A 15961-nucleotide genomic window follows, 5' to 3' on the forward strand; every position below is an offset into this window, starting at 1 on the left:
AATGCTAACAAACACACATAACGCTGCTGACAAAAAGTGCAGCCTATAACAACACGACAATCACAATGGGTATCAATGCATCATTGCCGATGCAGAGGATAAAGGAGTTGGAAATGCAATTACGTAAATTGGCCGCCGCCATGCTGGTTCTGGGTGTGAGCGCAGGTCTGGCGCATGCAGAAGACGCAAAACCTGCAACCGATGCCGCACAGCAGCAATCGACTCTGGATAAAATCGCGAAAAACGGCGTTATCGTCGTGGGTCACCGCGAATCTTCCGTGCCGTTTTCCTATTATGACAACCAGCAAAAAGTGGTCGGTTACTCTCAGGACTACTCCAACGCCATCGTTGACGCTATCAAGAAAAAGCTGAATAACCCGAAACTGGACGTCAAGCTTATCCCTATCACGTCTCAGAACCGTATTCCGCTGCTGCAAAACGGCACCTTCGATTTTGAGTGTGGTTCTACAACCAACAACCTTGAGCGCCAGAAACAAGCCGCTTTCTCCGACACGATCTTCGTGGTGGGTACTCGTCTGTTAGTGAAGAAAGGCGGCGCGATTAAAGATTTCGCCGATCTGAAAGATAAAGCAGTCGTTGTCACCTCCGGTACCACCTCCGAAATTCTGCTGCATAAGCTTAATGACGAGAAAAAAATGAATATGCGCATCATCAGCGCCAAAGACCACGGCGACTCCTTCCGTACGCTGGAAAGCGGCCGTGCGGTTGCCTTTATGATGGATGATGCCCTGCTGGCGGGTGAACGTGCGAAAGCGAAAAAACCGGACAACTGGGAGATTGTTGGCAAGCCACAGTCCCAGGAAGCCTACGGCTGTATGCTGCGTAAAAACGACCCTGACTTTAAAAAGCTGATGGACGATACCATTGCTCAGGCCCAGACCTCCGGCGAAGCGGCGAAGTGGTTTGATAAGTGGTTCAAAAACCCAATTCCACCAAAAAACCTGAACATGAACTTCGAGCTGTCTGAAGAGATGAAAGCGCTGTTCAAAACGCCAAATGACAAAGCACTTAACTAATTAAAACAACAGGGTGGAATAATCTGCCCTCTCGATTGTAGCTCAGCACGGACAGACTATAAGTCAGGTGGTCGTTCCCCACCTGGCCTGAATACCGCAAAACGCTGTTCAACAATCTTCGAGGGTAGCAGGAGTCCTGCTACCCTTTTTTTTCTGGAGTACATTTATGTCCATAGATTGGAACTGGGGTATCTTTTTACAACAGGCCCCATTCGGCAACACCACCTATCTCGGCTGGCTCTGGAGCGGTTTCCAGGTCACCGTGGCGCTCTCTATTACCGCCTGGATTATCGCCTTCCTCGTTGGCTCGCTGTTTGGCATCCTGCGCACCGTACCCAACCGTTTTCTAGCGGCACTTGGTACCTGCTACGTTGAGTTATTCCGTAACGTCCCGCTGATTGTGCAGTTCTTTACCTGGTACCTGGTGGTGCCAGAACTGCTGCCGGAAAATCTCGGCATGTGGTTTAAATCGGAGCTGGATCCGAACATTCAGTTCTTCCTCTCCTCAATGATCTGCCTGGGGCTGTTCACCGCCGCACGCGTCTGCGAGCAGGTGCGCGCCGCGATTCAATCGCTGCCACGTGGACAGAAAAACGCTGCGCTGGCGATGGGCCTTACCCTGCCACAGGCCTACCGTTATGTGCTGCTGCCAAATGCCTACCGCGTCATCGTGCCGCCAATGACCTCTGAGATGATGAACCTGGTGAAAAACTCCGCCATCGCCTCAACCATTGGTCTGGTCGACATGGCCGCTCAGGCCGGCAAACTGCTGGATTACTCGGCGCACGCCTGGGAATCCTTTACGGCAATCACCTTAGCCTACGTCTTGATTAACGCCGTGATTATGCTGGTAATGGCGCTGGTAGAACGCAAAATTCGCCTGCCGGGCAATCTGGGGGGTAAATAATGTACGAGTTTGACTGGAGTTCTATCGTTCCGTCGATGCCCTACCTGCTGGCAGGTTTGGTTATCACGCTGAAAATTACCGTGACGGCAATCATCATCGGTATTGTCTGGGGCACAATTCTGGCGGTGATGCGTCTATCGGCGTTTAAACCCATTGCCTGGTTTGCCAAAACCTACGTCAACGTTTTCCGCTCAGTGCCTTTGGTAATGGTACTGCTGTGGTTTTATCTGATTGTGCCGGGCTTTCTGCAAAACGTACTGGGGCTGTCGCCAAAAAGCGATATCCGCCTGATCTCAGCGATGGTGGCGTTTTCAATGTTTGAGGCGGCTTACTACTCGGAGATTATCCGCGCCGGCATCCAGAGTATCTCCCGCGGGCAGTCTAGCGCTGCGCTGGCGTTGGGGATGACCCACTGGCAATCGATGAAGCTTATCATTCTACCGCAGGCTTTCCGCGCCATGGTGCCGCTGCTGCTCACCCAGGGCATCGTACTATTTCAGGATACGTCGCTGGTGTACGTCCTCAGTCTGGCTGACTTCTTCCGTACCGCCTCAACGATTGGCGAACGTGATGGTACCCAGGTGGAAATGATCCTGTTTGCTGGTTTTGTCTATTTTGTCATCAGTCTTAGCGCCTCGCTGCTGGTCAGCTACTTGAAGAAAAGGACCGTATAATGATTACCCTGAAAAATGTTTCTAAATGGTATGGCCACTTTCAGGTGCTGACCGACTGCTCAACGGAAGTGAAAAAAGGTGAAGTGGTCGTCGTGTGTGGGCCATCTGGCTCCGGGAAATCAACCCTGATTAAAACCGTGAACGGCCTCGAACCGGTCCAGCAGGGTGAAATTCTGGTGAACGGCACCCAAGTGAATGATAAGAAAACGGATCTCGCTAAACTGCGTTCCCACGTCGGCATGGTGTTCCAGCATTTTGAACTGTTCCCACATTTGTCGATTATCGAAAACCTGACGCTGGCGCAGGTTAAAGTGCTCAAGCGTGATAAAGCCGCCGCCCGCGATAAAGGGCTCAAGCTGCTTGAGCGCGTAGGGCTGTCTGCACATGCCAATAAATTCCCGGCCCAGCTTTCTGGCGGTCAGCAGCAGCGTGTGGCGATTGCCCGTGCGCTGTGTATGGATCCGGTCGCCATGCTGTTCGACGAACCGACTTCTGCACTCGATCCCGAGATGATCAACGAAGTATTAGATGTCATGGTGGAACTGGCCCACGAAGGGATGACGATGATGGTGGTAACCCACGAAATGGGCTTTGCCCGTAAAGTGGCAAACCGGGTGATCTTTATGGATGAAGGTAAAATTGTCGAAGATGCCGAAAAAGAGGCTTTCTTCGCCAACCCGAAATCCGATCGTGCCAAAGATTTCCTCGCCAAAATTCTGCACTAATCTTTCCTGCGCGCACTCAGCAGAGTGCGCGCTTCATCACGCTTTAACGTATCCTTTCTCGTTCATTCCATTGCTAAGCCTTACCCTTGCCACAAAACAACGCTGACAAGGAACTGATATGGCACAGCCAATTATTCTTGATTGCGATCCGGGTCATGATGACGCCATTGCTATCGTACTCGCTCTCGCCTCACCAGAACTGGAGGTTAAAGCCATCACCTCCTCTGCGGGCAACCAAACGCCGGAGAAAACCCTGCGCAATGTACTGCGAATGCTCACCTTGCTCAAACGCCCGGATATTCCCGTTGCCGGCGGAGCCGTTAAACCGCTGATGCGCGAGTTGATAATTGCCGATAACGTTCACGGTGAAAGCGGCCTGGATGGCCCCGCCCTGCCAGAGCCGTCGTTTGCTGCGCAGCCCTGCACCGCCGTTGAGCTGATGGCCAAAACGCTGCGTGACAGCGCTGAGCCGATCACTCTCGTTTCAACCGGGCCGCAAACCAACGTTGCGCTACTGCTGAATGGGCATCCAGAGCTGCACACAAAAATCGCCCGCATCGTTATCATGGGTGGCGCGATGACATTAGGTAACTGGACGCCAGCCGCCGAGTTCAATATCTACGTCGACCCGGAAGCGGCTGAAATAGTCTTCCAGTCAGGTATTCCGGTGGTGATGGCCGGTCTGGACGTCACCCATAAAGCGCAAATCCACGCTGCCGATATCGAACGTTTCCGCGCGATTGGTAACCCTATCTCAACTATCGTGGCAGAACTGCTCGACTTCTTTATGGAGTACCATAAAGATGAAAAATGGGGCTTTGTCGGCGCGCCGCTGCACGACCCATGCACCATCGCCTGGCTGCTGGAGCCAGAAATGTTTACCACCGTGGAGCGTTGGGTGGGCGTTGAAACCCAAGGCAAATATACGCAAGGAATGACGGTCGTTGATAACTATTTCCTGACCGGAAACAAACCAAACGCCGAGGTGATGATAGATATCGATCGCCAGAGGTTTGTTGATTTACTGGCGCAAAGACTGGCGTTTTACGCCTGAGCCTTCCCCGCAAATGATAGCCGTGCCGGATAGCGTTAACGTTACCCGGCACAATCGATTACGGTTCGAATGGTCGTCTCTGGAACTGGTCATGCCCACACTTCGGGCAGCGTGGGAGCACGTCAGGGGTGTAAACCGCCAGATGATAATGGCATTTCTCGCACACCAGATTACCTAGCCCTACCACCTCACCGCTGTGGTAAACGCCATGGTGATTAAGATCCTGGAACACCTCGCGCCACTCGAGCTGAGTTTTGTCGGTAATATCCGCCAGCTCCTGCCAGATACTCTCTTTGATGACCCGCAGGAATACGCTGTCTGATTCATCTTCCTGACTTTCGCCGTAGCTCATGGCGAACTCTTCTAAATCGCGACGTACCGCGCGAATAAGTTCATCAACTTCAGTGCGCGTTAACTCGCTGGTTTGCGCGACCTTTGCTCGCGCCTGAGTCACCAGCGCATCAATGTCGCGTTCTCCGTTACGCAGCCGTTCGGTCAGCGTCGCGACCAGTTCACGGTAAATTTGAGCAACCTTGTTCATTGTTTCCTCTCCCAGCCAGTTAACCTATTCTAATAGTAGCCGTTATTTCCTTTTCGCTTTGCCAGCTTCACCACAGAGTTCACAAAATGCGTCGACAGCTTTTCATCCGCGTAATGTGCGAAAGGCTGTTTTGACGAGAGCGTTTGGGCTATGCTATGCGGATCTGAAATACCACATCTATTGGCTACGTTAGTAGCTGCATTGAAAACAGGATCACTGGCTGCCATGCAAGAGCAATACCGCCCGGAAGAGATAGAATCGAAAGTCCAGCTTCACTGGGATGAGAAGCGCACATTTGAAGTTACTGAAGACGAGAGCAAAGAGAAGTATTACTGCCTGTCGATGCTTCCCTATCCTTCTGGTCGACTACACATGGGCCACGTTCGTAACTACACCATCGGCGACGTGATTGCCCGCTACCAGCGTATGCTGGGCAAAAACGTCCTGCAGCCAATCGGCTGGGATGCGTTCGGCCTGCCGGCTGAGGGCGCTGCGGTTAAAAACAACACCGCGCCGGCGCCGTGGACGTATGACAACATCGCATACATGAAAAACCAGCTCAAAATGCTGGGCTTTGGCTATGACTGGAGCCGTGAGCTGGCAACCTGCACCCCGGAATACTATCGCTGGGAGCAGAAATTCTTCACCGAGCTGTACAAAAAAGGCTTGGTGTACAAGAAAACCTCTGCGGTGAACTGGTGCCCGAACGATCAGACCGTGCTGGCCAACGAGCAGGTGATTGATGGCTGCTGCTGGCGTTGCGATACCAAAGTAGAGCGTAAAGAAATTCCACAGTGGTTCATCAAAATCACCGCTTACGCAGACGAACTACTGCGTGACCTGGATAATTTGGATCACTGGCCTGACACCGTGAAAACGATGCAGCGTAACTGGATTGGCCGTTCCGAAGGCGTGGAAATCTCCTTCAACGTAAACGACTACGCCGACAAGCTGACCGTCTACACCACTCGTCCAGACACCTTTATGGGTTGTACTTACCTGGCCGTTGCTGCGGGTCACCCGCTGGCACAGCAGGCTGCTGCCAATAACCCAGAGCTGGCGGCCTTTATCGATGAATGCCGTAATACTAAAGTGGCCGAAGCCGATATGGCGACCATGGAGAAAAAAGGCATCGATACCGGCTTTAAAGCGATTCATCCGCTGACCGGCGAAGCAATTCCTGTTTGGGCGGCTAACTTCGTACTGATGGAATATGGCACAGGCGCAGTCATGGCCGTTCCAGGTCACGATCAGCGCGACTACGAATTTGCCACCAAATACGGTCTGAACATCAAGCCGGTTATCCTGGCCGCTGACGGTTCTGAACCTGACCTGTCCGAGCAGGCGCTGACCGAAAAAGGCACCCTGTTTAACTCCGGCGAATTCGACGGTCTGAGCTATGAAGCTGGCTTTAATGCCATCGCTGACAAACTGGCTGAAATGGGCGTCGGTGAGCGTAAAGTAAACTACCGTCTGCGTGACTGGGGCGTATCCCGTCAGCGCTACTGGGGTGCACCAATCCCGATGGTCACACTGGAAGACGGCACCGTGCTGCCAACGCCAGAAGATCAACTGCCGGTTATTCTGCCGGAAGACGTGGTCATGGACGGCATCACCAGCCCAATTAAAGCAGATCCGGAGTGGGCAAAAACAACCGTTAACGGTATGCCGGCACTGCGTGAAACTGACACCTTCGATACCTTCATGGAATCTTCATGGTACTACGCGCGCTACACCTGCCCGCAGTATCAGGAAGGCATGCTGGATTCTAAAGCCGCCAACTACTGGCTGCCGGTTGATATCTACATTGGCGGTATTGAACACGCCATCATGCACCTGCTGTATTTCCGCTTCTTCCACAAACTGATGCGCGACGCAGGTCTGGTTAACTCTGATGAACCCGCGAAACAGCTGCTGTGTCAGGGCATGGTACTGGCTGACGCCTTCTACTATGTTGGCGCAAACGGCGAACGTAACTGGGTATCTCCGGTTGATGCTATCGTTGAGCGCGATGAGAAAGGCCGTATTGTGAAGGCGAAGGACGCTGAAGGTCATGAACTGGTGTATACCGGCATGAGCAAAATGTCCAAGTCGAAAAACAACGGTATCGACCCGCAGGTCATGGTTGAACGTTACGGCGCGGATACCGTACGTCTGTTCATGATGTTCGCTTCTCCAGCCGATATGACGCTGGAATGGCAGGAGTCCGGTGTTGAAGGGGCGAACCGCTTCCTGAAGCGCGTCTGGAAACTGGTTTACGAGCACACTGCACGTGGCCCGGTTGCCGCACTGAACGTCGACGCCCTGAGCGAAGACCAGCAGGCGCTGCGCCGCGATGTTCACAAAACTATCGCTAAAGTCACCGATGATATCGGTCGTCGTCAGACCTTTAACACAGCTATCGCTGCCGTGATGGAGCTGATGAACAAACTGGCGAAAGCACCGCAGGAAGGCGAGCAGGATCGTGCGCTGATCCAGGAAGCTCTGCTGGCGGTTGTGCGTATGCTCAACCCGTTCACTCCGCACGTGTGCTTCACCCTGTGGCAGGAACTGGGCGGTGAAGGCGATATCGACAACGCGCCGTGGCCGGTTGCAGACGAAAAAGCGATGGTGGAAAACACCACGCTGGTCGTTGTACAGGTTAACGGTAAAGTTCGCGGCAAAATCACCGTGGCGGTGGATGCGACGGAAGAACAAGTGCGTGAACGTGCGGGCCAGGAACACCTGGTGGCAAAATACCTTGAGGGCGTGACCATACGTAAAGTCATCTACGTACCGGGCAAGCTGCTTAACCTGGTCGTTGGCTAAGCGCGGGAGGAAGCGTGCGAATTCTGACAACATTGTTGTTATCTGTGGCGGTGCTGGTCACCGCCGGATGCGGCTGGCACCTGCGTAGCACCACGCAGGTACCAGACGAAATGAAAACCTTGATCCTTCAGTCTGGCGATCCAAACGGACCATTTAGCCGTGCGGTACGCGAACAGCTGCGGAGCAATGATATTACCGTGCTCGACCAAAGTACGCTGCGTCAGGATGTTCCGTCATTGCGTCTGGGCGCTATCAGTCTTTCTCAGGATACGGCTTCCGTCTTCCAGAATGGTCAGACTGCAGAATACCAGATGGTCATGACTGCGCATGCCACGGTGCTGATCCCGGGCCAGGATATCTTCCCGATCTCCACCAAAGTGTATCGTTCGTTCTTTGACAACCCACAGCAGGCGCTGGCAAAAGACAACGAACAAAGCCTGATTGTTCAGGAAATGTACCAGAAAGCCGCTGAACAGCTGATTCGTAAGCTGCCAAGCGTACACATCGCTGATGTCAAAGAGAGCGAAAAAGCGCCGGCCGTACAGCCGAACGCCAACGCTCGTGTATCGACGACTCTGGGTAACTGATGATTCGGTTGTACCCAGAACAACTCCGCGCGCAGCTCTCCGAAGGGCTGCGCGCGGCGTATCTCCTGCTCGGTAATGACCCCTTATTTCTACAGGAAAGCCAGGACGCTATTCGGCATGCTGCCGTTGGCGAAGGCTTTATCGAACATCACACCTTTTCGCTCGATGCCAGCACTGACTGGCAGGCGCTATTTTCACTTTGCCAGGCCATGAGCCTGTTTGCCAGTCGGCAGACGCTGCTGCTGTTATTGCCGGAAAACGGCCCCAACGCGGCAATTAACGAACAACTGGCAACGCTGGTGAGCTTACTGCATGACGATCTGCTACTGATTGTTCGCGGTAACAAGCTGACGAAGGCGCAGGAAAATGCCGCCTGGCTGACCTCGCTGGCGACGCGCGCGGTACAGATTAACTGTCAGACGCCGGAGCAAGCACAGCTGCCTCGCTGGCTGGCCAATCGCGCTAAACAGCACAATATCCAAATTGATGAACCCGCCGGCCAACTGCTGTGCTACTGCTATGAAGGAAATCTGCTGGCATTAGCGCAGGCGCTGGAGCGTTTGTCTCTGCTGTGGCCCGATGGAAAGCTAACGCTCCCCCGCGTTGAGCAAGCGGTGAATGATGCCGCACACTTTACCCCATTCCACTGGGTTGATGCCCTGTTGGCGGGTAAAAGCAAACGTGCGCTGCATATTCTGCAGCAGCTGCGGCTCGAAGGCAGTGAACCGGTTATTTTACTGCGCACAGTGCAACGAGAACTGCTGCTACTGGTGACGTTAAAACGGCAAAGCGCGCAAACCCCGCTGCGGTCGCTGTTTGACAAACATCGCGTCTGGCAAAATCGCCGGGCGATGGTGGGCGAGGCCGTGAACCGCCTCAGTCATTCGCAGCTCCGCCAGGCCGTAACTCTGCTGAGTCAGGCTGAACTAACGTTGAAACAAGATTACGGTCAGTCGGTTTGGGCTGAACTGGAAAGTCTGTCGCTGCTGCTTTGTCACAAAGCGCTAGCCGACGTTTTTATCGATGGATGATATGGCAAAATTACAGGCGCTTTTCGGCGGGACATTCGATCCCATCCATTACGGTCACCTGAAGCCGGTAGAGATTCTGGCCAATCAAATTGGCCTCTCCAGGGTAATAATTATGCCCAACAACGTGCCGCCACACCGTCCGCAGCCGGAAGCGACCAGCGAACAGCGCAAGCTAATGGTCGAACTGGCTATCGCCGATAAGCCATTGTTTGTGTTGGATGAGCGCGAATTACGCCGCGACACGCCCTCTTTTACGGCCGATACACTGCAGCAGTGGCGCGAGGAGCAAGGGCCAGACAAGCCGCTGGCCTTTATTATTGGCCAGGATTCCCTCCTCACTTTCCCAAGCTGGCACCGTTACGAAACCATTCTCGATAACGCCCATCTGCTGGTCACTCGTCGTCCTGGTTATCCGCTCACCATGGCGCAGGAAGAACATCAGCAATGGTTAGATCGTCATCTCACCAGCAACATTGAAGAGTTGCATAACCAGCCAGCGGGTAAAATCTACCTCGCCGAAACTCCGTGGTTTGATGTTTCGGCAACGCTTATCCGCGAACGGCTACAGCGCGATGAGTCCTGCGAAGAGATGATGCCGGAAGCCGTGCTGAGCTACATTATGCAGCAAGGTCTCTATCACCACAGCGCATAGCCGCTTATTGAAGGGGAAGGCATCATGAAACTCTGGTTAGTGCGCCATGGCGAAACAGAAGCCAATGTTGCCGGGCTGTACAGCGGCCATGCCCCGACGCCACTCACGGATAAAGGCCAAATGCAGGCTCGTCGATTGGGTGAAATGCTAAACCAGGTGCCGTTTGATCGGGTGCTGTGCAGTGAGCTGGAGCGAACGCAACAAACCGCGCGCCTGCTTCGGGGCGCTCGTCAAATCCCCCTCGCTGCCCATCCATTGCTCAATGAGATGTTTTTCGGCGACTGGGAAATGCGCCATCACCGCGATCTGCAGGTCGAAGATAAGGCCAACTACGAGGCCTGGTGCGCTGACTGGCAGCACGCCGCCCCCACTAACGGCGAAAGTTTTGCCGATTTCTCCCAGCGGGTGCAGGCCTTTGCCGATGAGCTTGCCGATTATAACGATGAGAATCTACTTATTGTCAGCCATCAGGGTGTCCTTAGCCTGCTTACGGCCCTGCTGCTGGGAATGCCAACTGCCAGCATGTGGCATTTTCGCATCGACCACGGTGCCTGGAGCGTCATCGATTTTAGCCCCCAGTTTGTCACGCTACGAGTGCTCAATAGCAGAGCTATCTGGACGCCAAACGAAGGATAAAACGTATTTCTGCTACAGAGATCCGCCAACCCATTGACACGCATAAATAGACTGTTATTCTCCGCAGCCTGAAACATCCCCCTCCAACACTTGTGGACAGAAATTGTTTTACAAAAATGGCGATGCAATCGGCATAAAGGAATGGGATGATAGCCCGCCAGAACGCTGATAGGTGTTTTTTTGTCCCGACATTAATTTCAGTTCGGGTATACTGTTGGGCTGTTTTATATTGTTTATCTTCACACCCCAGGGGGAACACTTGCAGGGTAAAGAACTCCAGGATTTTGTTGTCGACAAAATTGATGATTTGAAAGGTCAGGATATCGTCACCATCGATGTTCACGGTAAATCCAGCATCACCGATTGCATGGTTATTTGCACCGGTACCTCCAGCCGCCACGTCATGTCTATTGCCGATCATGTGGTACAGGAATCTCGCGCTGCCGGTCTGCTGCCGATGGGCGTTGAAGGCGAAAACGTTGCCGACTGGATCGTCGTCGATTTAGGCGATGTGATTGTCCACGTGATGCAGGAAGAAAGCCGTCGCCTGTATGAACTGGAAAAGCTCTGGAGTTAAGTTGTGAAGCTGCAGTTGGTCGCCGTCGGCACCAAAATGCCGGATTGGGTACAAACCGGTTTTACCGAATACCTTCGTCGTTTTCCGAAAGACATGCCGTTCGAGCTGGTGGAAATTCCCGCCGGTAAGCGCGGCAAGAATGCGGACATCAAACGTATTCTGGATAAAGAAGGCGAAATGATGCTCGCCGCCGCTGGAAAAAATCGCATTGTCACGCTGGATATCCCTGGTAAGCCCTGGGATACGCCGCAGCTTGCTCGCGAGCTGGAACGCTGGAAGCAGGATGGGCGTGATGTCAGCCTGCTGATTGGCGGCCCTGAAGGTCTTTCTCCAGCATGCAAAGCCGCAGCAGAACAAAGTTGGTCACTCTCTACGTTGACGCTTCCCCACCCGCTGGTGCGCGTGCTGGTTGCCGAAAGCCTTTATCGGGCGTGGAGTATCACCACCAACCACCCTTACCACCGCGAGTAATGATGACCAGGGTAGATTAAGCAGCGAATGAAACTACAGAATTCTTTTCGCGACTATACGGCAGAGTCCGCGCTCTTTGTGCGCCGGGCGGTGGTCGCTTTTTTGGGAATTTTGCTGCTGACCGGCGTGCTGATTGCCAACCTCTACAATTTGCAGATCGTTCGTTTTACTGACTACCAAACGCGTTCAAACGAAAACCGCATTAAGCTGGTGCCAATCGCCCCCAGCCGCGGCATCATTTACGATCGTAACGGCACTCCGCTGGCGCTTAACCGCACGATCTATCAGCTTGAGATCATGCCGGAGAAAGTCGACAGCGTGCAGCAGACCATCGATGGCCTGCGCGACGTCGTTGATCTGACCGACGACGATATTGCCGCCTTTAAAAAAGAGCGCGCACGCTCGCATCGCTTTACCTCTATCCCACTGAAAACCAACCTGACGGAAGTCCAGGTGGCTCGCTTTGCCGTCAACCAGTACCGCTTCCCGGGCGTGGAAGTAAAAGGCTACAAGCGCCGTTTCTACCCGTATGGTTCCGCCCTCACCCACGTCATCGGCTATGTTTCAAAAATTAACGATAAAGACGTCGACAGGCTGGATAAAGACGGCAAACTGGCCAACTACGCGGCGACGCATGATATTGGTAAGCTCGGTATCGAGCGCTATTACGAAGACATGCTGCACGGGCAGACCGGTTATGAAGAGGTCGAAGTAAACAACCGTGGGCGCGTCATTCGTCAGTTAAAAGAGGTGCCACCGCAGGCTGGGCATGACATCTATCTGACTCTCGATCTGAAGCTGCAGCAGTATGTTGAAACGCTGTTGGCGGGCAGTCGTGCGGCAGTAGTGGTCACCGATCCGCGTAACGGTAGCATTCTGGCGCTGGTTTCCATGCCAAGCTACGACCCGAACCTGTTCGTCGACGGCATCTCCAGCAAAGACTACAGCGGTCTTTTGAACGATCCGAACACTCCGTTGGTTAACCGCGCCACGCAAGGGGTCTACCCTCCGGCATCAACGGTGAAACCTTACGTTGCCGTTTCTGCAATGAGTGCTGGCGTTATCAACCGCAACACCAGCCTGTTTGACCCCGGCTGGTGGCAGTTGCCCGGTTCCGATAAACGCTATCGCGACTGGAAAAAATGGGGCCACGGCCACCTGAACGTCACTAAGGCGCTGGAAGAATCTGCGGATACCTTCTTCTACCAGGTCGCCTATGACATGGGTATTGACCGTCTATCCGAATGGATGAGCAAATTTGGCTACGGCGACTACACCGGCATTGACCTGTCGGAAGAGCGCTCCGGTAATATGCCAACCCGTGAATGGAAGCTAAAACGCTTTAAAAAGCCGTGGTATCAGGGTGACACCATTCCGGTCGGTATCGGCCAGGGCTACTGGACGGCAACGCCGATTCAGATGAGCAAAGCGCTGATGATCCTGATTAACGACGGGGTGATTAAAACCCCTCACCTTCTGGCCAGTACCGTGGAAGAAGGTAAGAAAGTGCCGTGGGTCCAGCCGCAGGAACCGCCGATTGGTGATATCCACTCCGGCTATTGGGAAATTGCCAAAGACGGGATGTTCGGCGTGGCTAACCGCGGCAACGGCACTGCGCACAAATACTTTGCCAGCGCACCGTATAAAATCGCGGCTAAGTCCGGTACTGCGCAGGTCTTTGGCCTGAAGGCCAATGAAACCTATAACGCCCACCGTATTGCCGAGCGTTTGCGTGACCATAAGCTGATGACCGCTTTTGCACCGTATAACGATCCGCAGGTTGCGGTAGCGATTATTTTAGAGAACGGCGGCGCAGGCCCGGCGGTCGGTACCATCATGCGTCAGATCCTTGACCACATCATGCTGGGCGACAATAACACCGAACTGCCGACAGAAAACCCAGCGGCCACCGCGTCGGAGGACCAATAATTATGACGGATAATCCGAACAAACGATCGTTCTGGAACAAAATCCATATCGACCCCGCCATGCTGCTGATCCTGCTGGCACTGCTGACTTATAGCGCGCTGGTTATCTGGAGCGCCAGCGGCCAGGATATGGGGATGATGGAGCGTAAAATCGGCCAGATCGCAATGGGCCTGGTGATTATGGTGGTCATGGCGCAGATCCCGCCGCGCGTGTACGAAGGCTGGGCGCCGTGGCTGTATATCATCTGCATTATTTTGCTGGTTGCGGTTGACGCCTTCGGCGCCATTTCGAAAGGCGCACAGCGCTGGCTCGACCTCGGTATCGTCCGTTTTCAGCCGTCAGAGATTGCGAAGATTGCCGTCCCGCTCATGGTGGCGCGCTTTATCAACCGCGATGTTTGTCCGCCGTCGTTGAAGAATACCGGCATCGCGCTGGTGCTGATCTTCATGCCGACCTTACTTGTCGCCGCGCAGCCTGACCTCGGTACCTCGATTCTCGTCGCCCTTTCCGGCCTGTTCGTGCTGTTCCTGGCGGGGCTGAGCTGGCGTTTGATTCTGGTGGCCGTGCTGCTAGTTGCCGCCTTTATTCCGATCCTGTGGTTCTTCCTGATGCACGATTATCAGCGCCAGCGCGTGATGATGCTGCTCGACCCGGAATCCGATCCGCTCGGCGCGGGCTATCACATTATTCAGTCTAAAATCGCCATCGGTTCGGGCGGCCTGCGCGGAAAAGGCTGGCTGCACGGAACGCAGTCGCAGCTGGAATTTTTACCCGAACGCCACACCGACTTTATCTTTGCAGTATTGGCTGAAGAACTGGGGCTTATCGGCATTCTGATCCTGCTGGCGCTCTACGTGCTGCTGATTATGCGCGGACTGTGGATAGCCGCCCAGGCACAAACCACCTTTGGCCGCGTGATGGCCGGCGGTTTGATGCTGATTTTATTCGTTTATGTCTTCGTAAATATTGGTATGGTAAGTGGCATCTTGCCGGTGGTCGGCGTTCCGCTGCCGCTGGTCAGCTACGGGGGGTCTGCCCTGATCGTACTGATGGCCGGGTTCGGTATCGTGATGTCGATCCATACCCACAGAAAAATGTTGTCAAAAAGCGTCTAAGGGGTGCTCAATGCGTAAGCAATGGCTTGGGATCTGCATAGCGGCAGGGCTGCTGGCGGCTTGTTCGAGTAATGATGTTCAGCAACAAACCGTTTCCGCACCACAACCTGCGGTATGTAATGGCCCGGTAGTAGAAATCAGCGGGGCCGATCCACGCTTTGAACCCCTGAATGCGACCGCTAATCAGGACTATGAGCGCGACGGCAAGAAATACAGCATCGTGCAGGATCCATCCAAATTCAGCCAGGCAGGTTTTGCCGCAATTTACGACGCCGAGCCGGGCAGTAATCTGACGGCCAGCGGTGAAGCTTTCGACCCGAATCAGCTTACCGCCGCGCACCCAACGCTGCCGATTCCGAGCTATGCGCGTATTACTAACCTTGCCAACGGTCGTATGATCGTCGTTCGCATCAACGATCGTGGCCCTTACGGCAACGATCGCGTGATTTCGCTTTCGCGCGCCGCGGCCGATCGGCTCAATAACTCGAACAACACCAAAGTCCGCATCGATCCTATCATCGTTGCCCAGGATGGTTCGCTTTCCGGTCCCGGCATGGCCTGTACAACGGTGGCCAAGCAGACCTACGCACTGCCGAGCCGCCCGGATCTGAGCGGCGGCATGGGCAGCGTCTCTTCCGCCCCGCAGGCCTCTGCGCCGCAAGGGGATGTGCGGGCTATCAGCAATGATACGTTGACGGCCACCAACGCCGGTGACGGCGCACCGGTAAAAAGCAGCGGTTTCCTCGGGGCGCCAACGCCGCTGAATAGCGGCGTACTTGAAGAAAGTGCACCGGCGGCGACACCAGTGCAAACTGCCGCTCCCGTCACCGCACCGGCTACGACCGCACCTGCTGCGGTCGTAGCCGCACCAGCAGCAACCGCTGCGGCCGCCACAGGCGATTACGTGGTACAGGTTGGCGCCGTCAGCGATCAGGCGCGTGCTCAGCAATATCAGCAGCGCTTAAGCCAGCAATTTTCAGTACCGGGGCGCGTGACGCAAAACGGCGCGGTCTGGCGTATTCAGCTTGGCCCATTTGCCAGCAAAGGTGAGGCCAGCACCATCCAACAACGTTTGCAGAGCGAAGCGCAGCTGCAATCGTTTATTACTCACGCCAACTAAAACGCTCAGAGGCGTCCGATTTTTCGCAAATGTAAAAGTCATTAACAAAGTCATATGCGATGTCGGATGCCTGTCGGAAGGGCATTTGTTATAGTAA

General features: G+C 54.2%; 16 protein-coding genes. 15 read left to right on the forward strand and 1 reads right to left on the reverse strand.

All coding sequences use genetic code 11. From position 1 onward, the window contains the following. Positions 1-113: 113 nt before the first annotated feature. The 5 genes from KCR01S_RS14845 (at position 114) to rihA (ending at position 4397) form a co-directional block, all read left to right on the forward strand. Positions 114-1037 carry an amino acid ABC transporter substrate-binding protein gene (locus tag KCR01S_RS14845; protein WP_061283456.1) on the forward strand — a complete coding sequence of 308 codons (924 nt, stop codon included), beginning with the start codon at positions 114-116 and terminating at the stop codon, positions 1035-1037. 166 nt (positions 1038-1203) lie between these two features. Beyond that, positions 1204-1944 (forward strand): amino acid ABC transporter permease, encoded by a 741-nt coding sequence (locus KCR01S_RS14850; RefSeq protein ID WP_052284813.1) that lies wholly within the window; start codon positions 1204-1206, stop codon positions 1942-1944. Continuing rightward, entirely contained in the window at positions 1944-2618 is a 675-nt protein-coding gene (gene gltK / locus KCR01S_RS14855) for a glutamate/aspartate ABC transporter permease GltK (RefSeq protein WP_061283457.1), read from the forward strand. The genes KCR01S_RS14850 and gltK overlap by 1 nt, the downstream gene beginning before the upstream one ends. Continuing rightward, positions 2618-3343 carry an amino acid ABC transporter ATP-binding protein gene (locus tag KCR01S_RS14860; RefSeq protein ID WP_061283458.1) on the forward strand — a complete coding sequence of 242 codons (726 nt, stop codon included), beginning with the start codon at positions 2618-2620 and terminating at the stop codon, positions 3341-3343. The genes gltK and KCR01S_RS14860 overlap by 1 nt, the downstream gene beginning before the upstream one ends. 118 nt (positions 3344-3461) lie before the next feature. Next, on the forward strand, positions 3462-4397 hold the full coding sequence (gene rihA, locus KCR01S_RS14865) for a pyrimidine-specific ribonucleoside hydrolase RihA (RefSeq protein WP_061283459.1): 936 nt from the start codon (positions 3462-3464) through the stop codon (positions 4395-4397). Positions 4398-4455: 58 nt separating this feature from the next. Here the strand turns inward: rihA and KCR01S_RS14870 are convergent, their stop codons facing one another. After that, on the reverse strand, positions 4456-4938 hold the full coding sequence (locus tag KCR01S_RS14870) for a zinc ribbon-containing protein (RefSeq protein WP_061283460.1): 483 nt from the start codon (positions 4936-4938) through the stop codon (positions 4456-4458). Positions 4939-5163: 225 nt separating this feature from the next. Between KCR01S_RS14870 and leuS the strand changes: the two genes are divergently transcribed. The 10 genes from leuS to rlpA all read left to right on the forward strand — a co-directional run bounded on the left by leuS (position 5164) and on the right by rlpA (position 15864). Then, the gene (gene leuS, locus KCR01S_RS14875) at positions 5164-7746 is read left to right on the forward strand and encodes a leucine--tRNA ligase (RefSeq protein ID WP_156478768.1); all 2583 of its coding nucleotides are present in this window, start codon (positions 5164-5166) and stop codon (positions 7744-7746) included. A gap of 14 nt (positions 7747-7760) precedes the next feature. Next, the gene (gene lptE / locus KCR01S_RS14880) at positions 7761-8333 is read left to right on the forward strand and encodes an LPS assembly lipoprotein LptE (protein ID WP_061283462.1); all 573 of its coding nucleotides are present in this window, start codon (positions 7761-7763) and stop codon (positions 8331-8333) included. Continuing rightward, positions 8333-9364 carry a DNA polymerase III subunit delta gene (holA, locus tag KCR01S_RS14885; protein ID WP_061283463.1) on the forward strand — a complete coding sequence of 344 codons (1032 nt, stop codon included), beginning with the start codon at positions 8333-8335 and terminating at the stop codon, positions 9362-9364. Before lptE ends, holA begins: the two co-directional genes overlap by 1 nt. Then, a complete protein-coding gene (gene nadD, locus KCR01S_RS14890; protein WP_061283464.1) occupies positions 9357-10016 on the forward strand; it encodes a nicotinate-nucleotide adenylyltransferase in 660 nt (219 codons plus the stop codon). The genes holA and nadD overlap by 8 nt, the downstream gene beginning before the upstream one ends. 24 nt (positions 10017-10040) lie before the next feature. Continuing rightward, positions 10041-10652 (forward strand): adenosylcobalamin/alpha-ribazole phosphatase, encoded by a 612-nt coding sequence (locus KCR01S_RS14895; protein ID WP_061283465.1) that lies wholly within the window; start codon positions 10041-10043, stop codon positions 10650-10652. Between the two features lie 259 nt (positions 10653-10911). After that, entirely contained in the window at positions 10912-11229 is a 318-nt protein-coding gene (gene rsfS / locus KCR01S_RS14900) for a ribosome silencing factor (RefSeq protein WP_061283466.1), read from the forward strand. Positions 11230-11232: 3 nt separating this feature from the next. Beyond that, positions 11233-11700, forward strand: coding sequence for a 23S rRNA (pseudouridine(1915)-N(3))-methyltransferase RlmH (rlmH, locus tag KCR01S_RS14905; protein WP_061283467.1), 468 nt, complete (start codon positions 11233-11235; stop codon positions 11698-11700). Positions 11701-11727: 27 nt separating this feature from the next. After that, positions 11728-13629: a peptidoglycan DD-transpeptidase MrdA gene (gene mrdA / locus KCR01S_RS14910; RefSeq protein WP_061283468.1), complete on the forward strand. Its 1902-nt coding sequence runs from the start codon at positions 11728-11730 to the stop codon at positions 13627-13629. Between the two features lie 2 nt (positions 13630-13631). Continuing rightward, positions 13632-14744 (forward strand): peptidoglycan glycosyltransferase MrdB, encoded by a 1113-nt coding sequence (mrdB, locus tag KCR01S_RS14915; RefSeq protein WP_061283469.1) that lies wholly within the window; start codon positions 13632-13634, stop codon positions 14742-14744. A gap of 10 nt (positions 14745-14754) precedes the next feature. Then, positions 14755-15864, forward strand: a complete 1110-nt coding sequence (gene rlpA / locus KCR01S_RS14920) for an endolytic peptidoglycan transglycosylase RlpA (RefSeq protein WP_061283470.1) — start codon at positions 14755-14757, stop codon at positions 15862-15864. Positions 15865-15961 lie beyond the last annotated feature (97 nt).

Source organism: Kluyvera cryocrescens NBRC 102467, from assembly GCF_001571285.1.
Lineage (GTDB): Bacteria > Pseudomonadota > Gammaproteobacteria > Enterobacterales > Enterobacteriaceae > Kluyvera > Kluyvera cryocrescens.

What these genes read in the sequence shown, in the direction of transcription:
- KCR01S_RS14845 (WP_061283456.1), top strand. Translation starts at nt 114, where the DNA reads ATGCAATTACGTAAATTGGCCGCCGCCATGCTGGTTCTGGGTGTGAGC.
- KCR01S_RS14850 (WP_052284813.1), top strand. Translation starts at nt 1,204, where the DNA reads ATGTCCATAGATTGGAACTGGGGTATCTTTTTACAACAGGCCCCATTC.
- gltK (WP_061283457.1), top strand. Translation starts at nt 1,944, where the DNA reads ATGTACGAGTTTGACTGGAGTTCTATCGTTCCGTCGATGCCCTACCTG.
- KCR01S_RS14860 (WP_061283458.1), top strand. Translation starts at nt 2,618, where the DNA reads ATGATTACCCTGAAAAATGTTTCTAAATGGTATGGCCACTTTCAGGTG.
- rihA (WP_061283459.1), top strand. Translation starts at nt 3,462, where the DNA reads ATGGCACAGCCAATTATTCTTGATTGCGATCCGGGTCATGATGACGCC.
- KCR01S_RS14870 (WP_061283460.1), bottom strand. Translation starts at nt 4,938, where the DNA reads ATGAACAAGGTTGCTCAAATTTACCGTGAACTGGTCGCGACGCTGACC.
- leuS (WP_156478768.1), top strand. Translation starts at nt 5,164, where the DNA reads ATGCAAGAGCAATACCGCCCGGAAGAGATAGAATCGAAAGTCCAGCTT.
- holA (WP_061283463.1), top strand. Translation starts at nt 8,333, where the DNA reads ATGATTCGGTTGTACCCAGAACAACTCCGCGCGCAGCTCTCCGAAGGG.
- nadD (WP_061283464.1), top strand. Translation starts at nt 9,357, where the DNA reads ATGGATGATATGGCAAAATTACAGGCGCTTTTCGGCGGGACATTCGAT.
- KCR01S_RS14895 (WP_061283465.1), top strand. Translation starts at nt 10,041, where the DNA reads ATGAAACTCTGGTTAGTGCGCCATGGCGAAACAGAAGCCAATGTTGCC.
- mrdA (WP_061283468.1), top strand. Translation starts at nt 11,728, where the DNA reads ATGAAACTACAGAATTCTTTTCGCGACTATACGGCAGAGTCCGCGCTC.
- mrdB (WP_061283469.1), top strand. Translation starts at nt 13,632, where the DNA reads ATGACGGATAATCCGAACAAACGATCGTTCTGGAACAAAATCCATATC.
- rlpA (WP_061283470.1), top strand. Translation starts at nt 14,755, where the DNA reads ATGCGTAAGCAATGGCTTGGGATCTGCATAGCGGCAGGGCTGCTGGCG.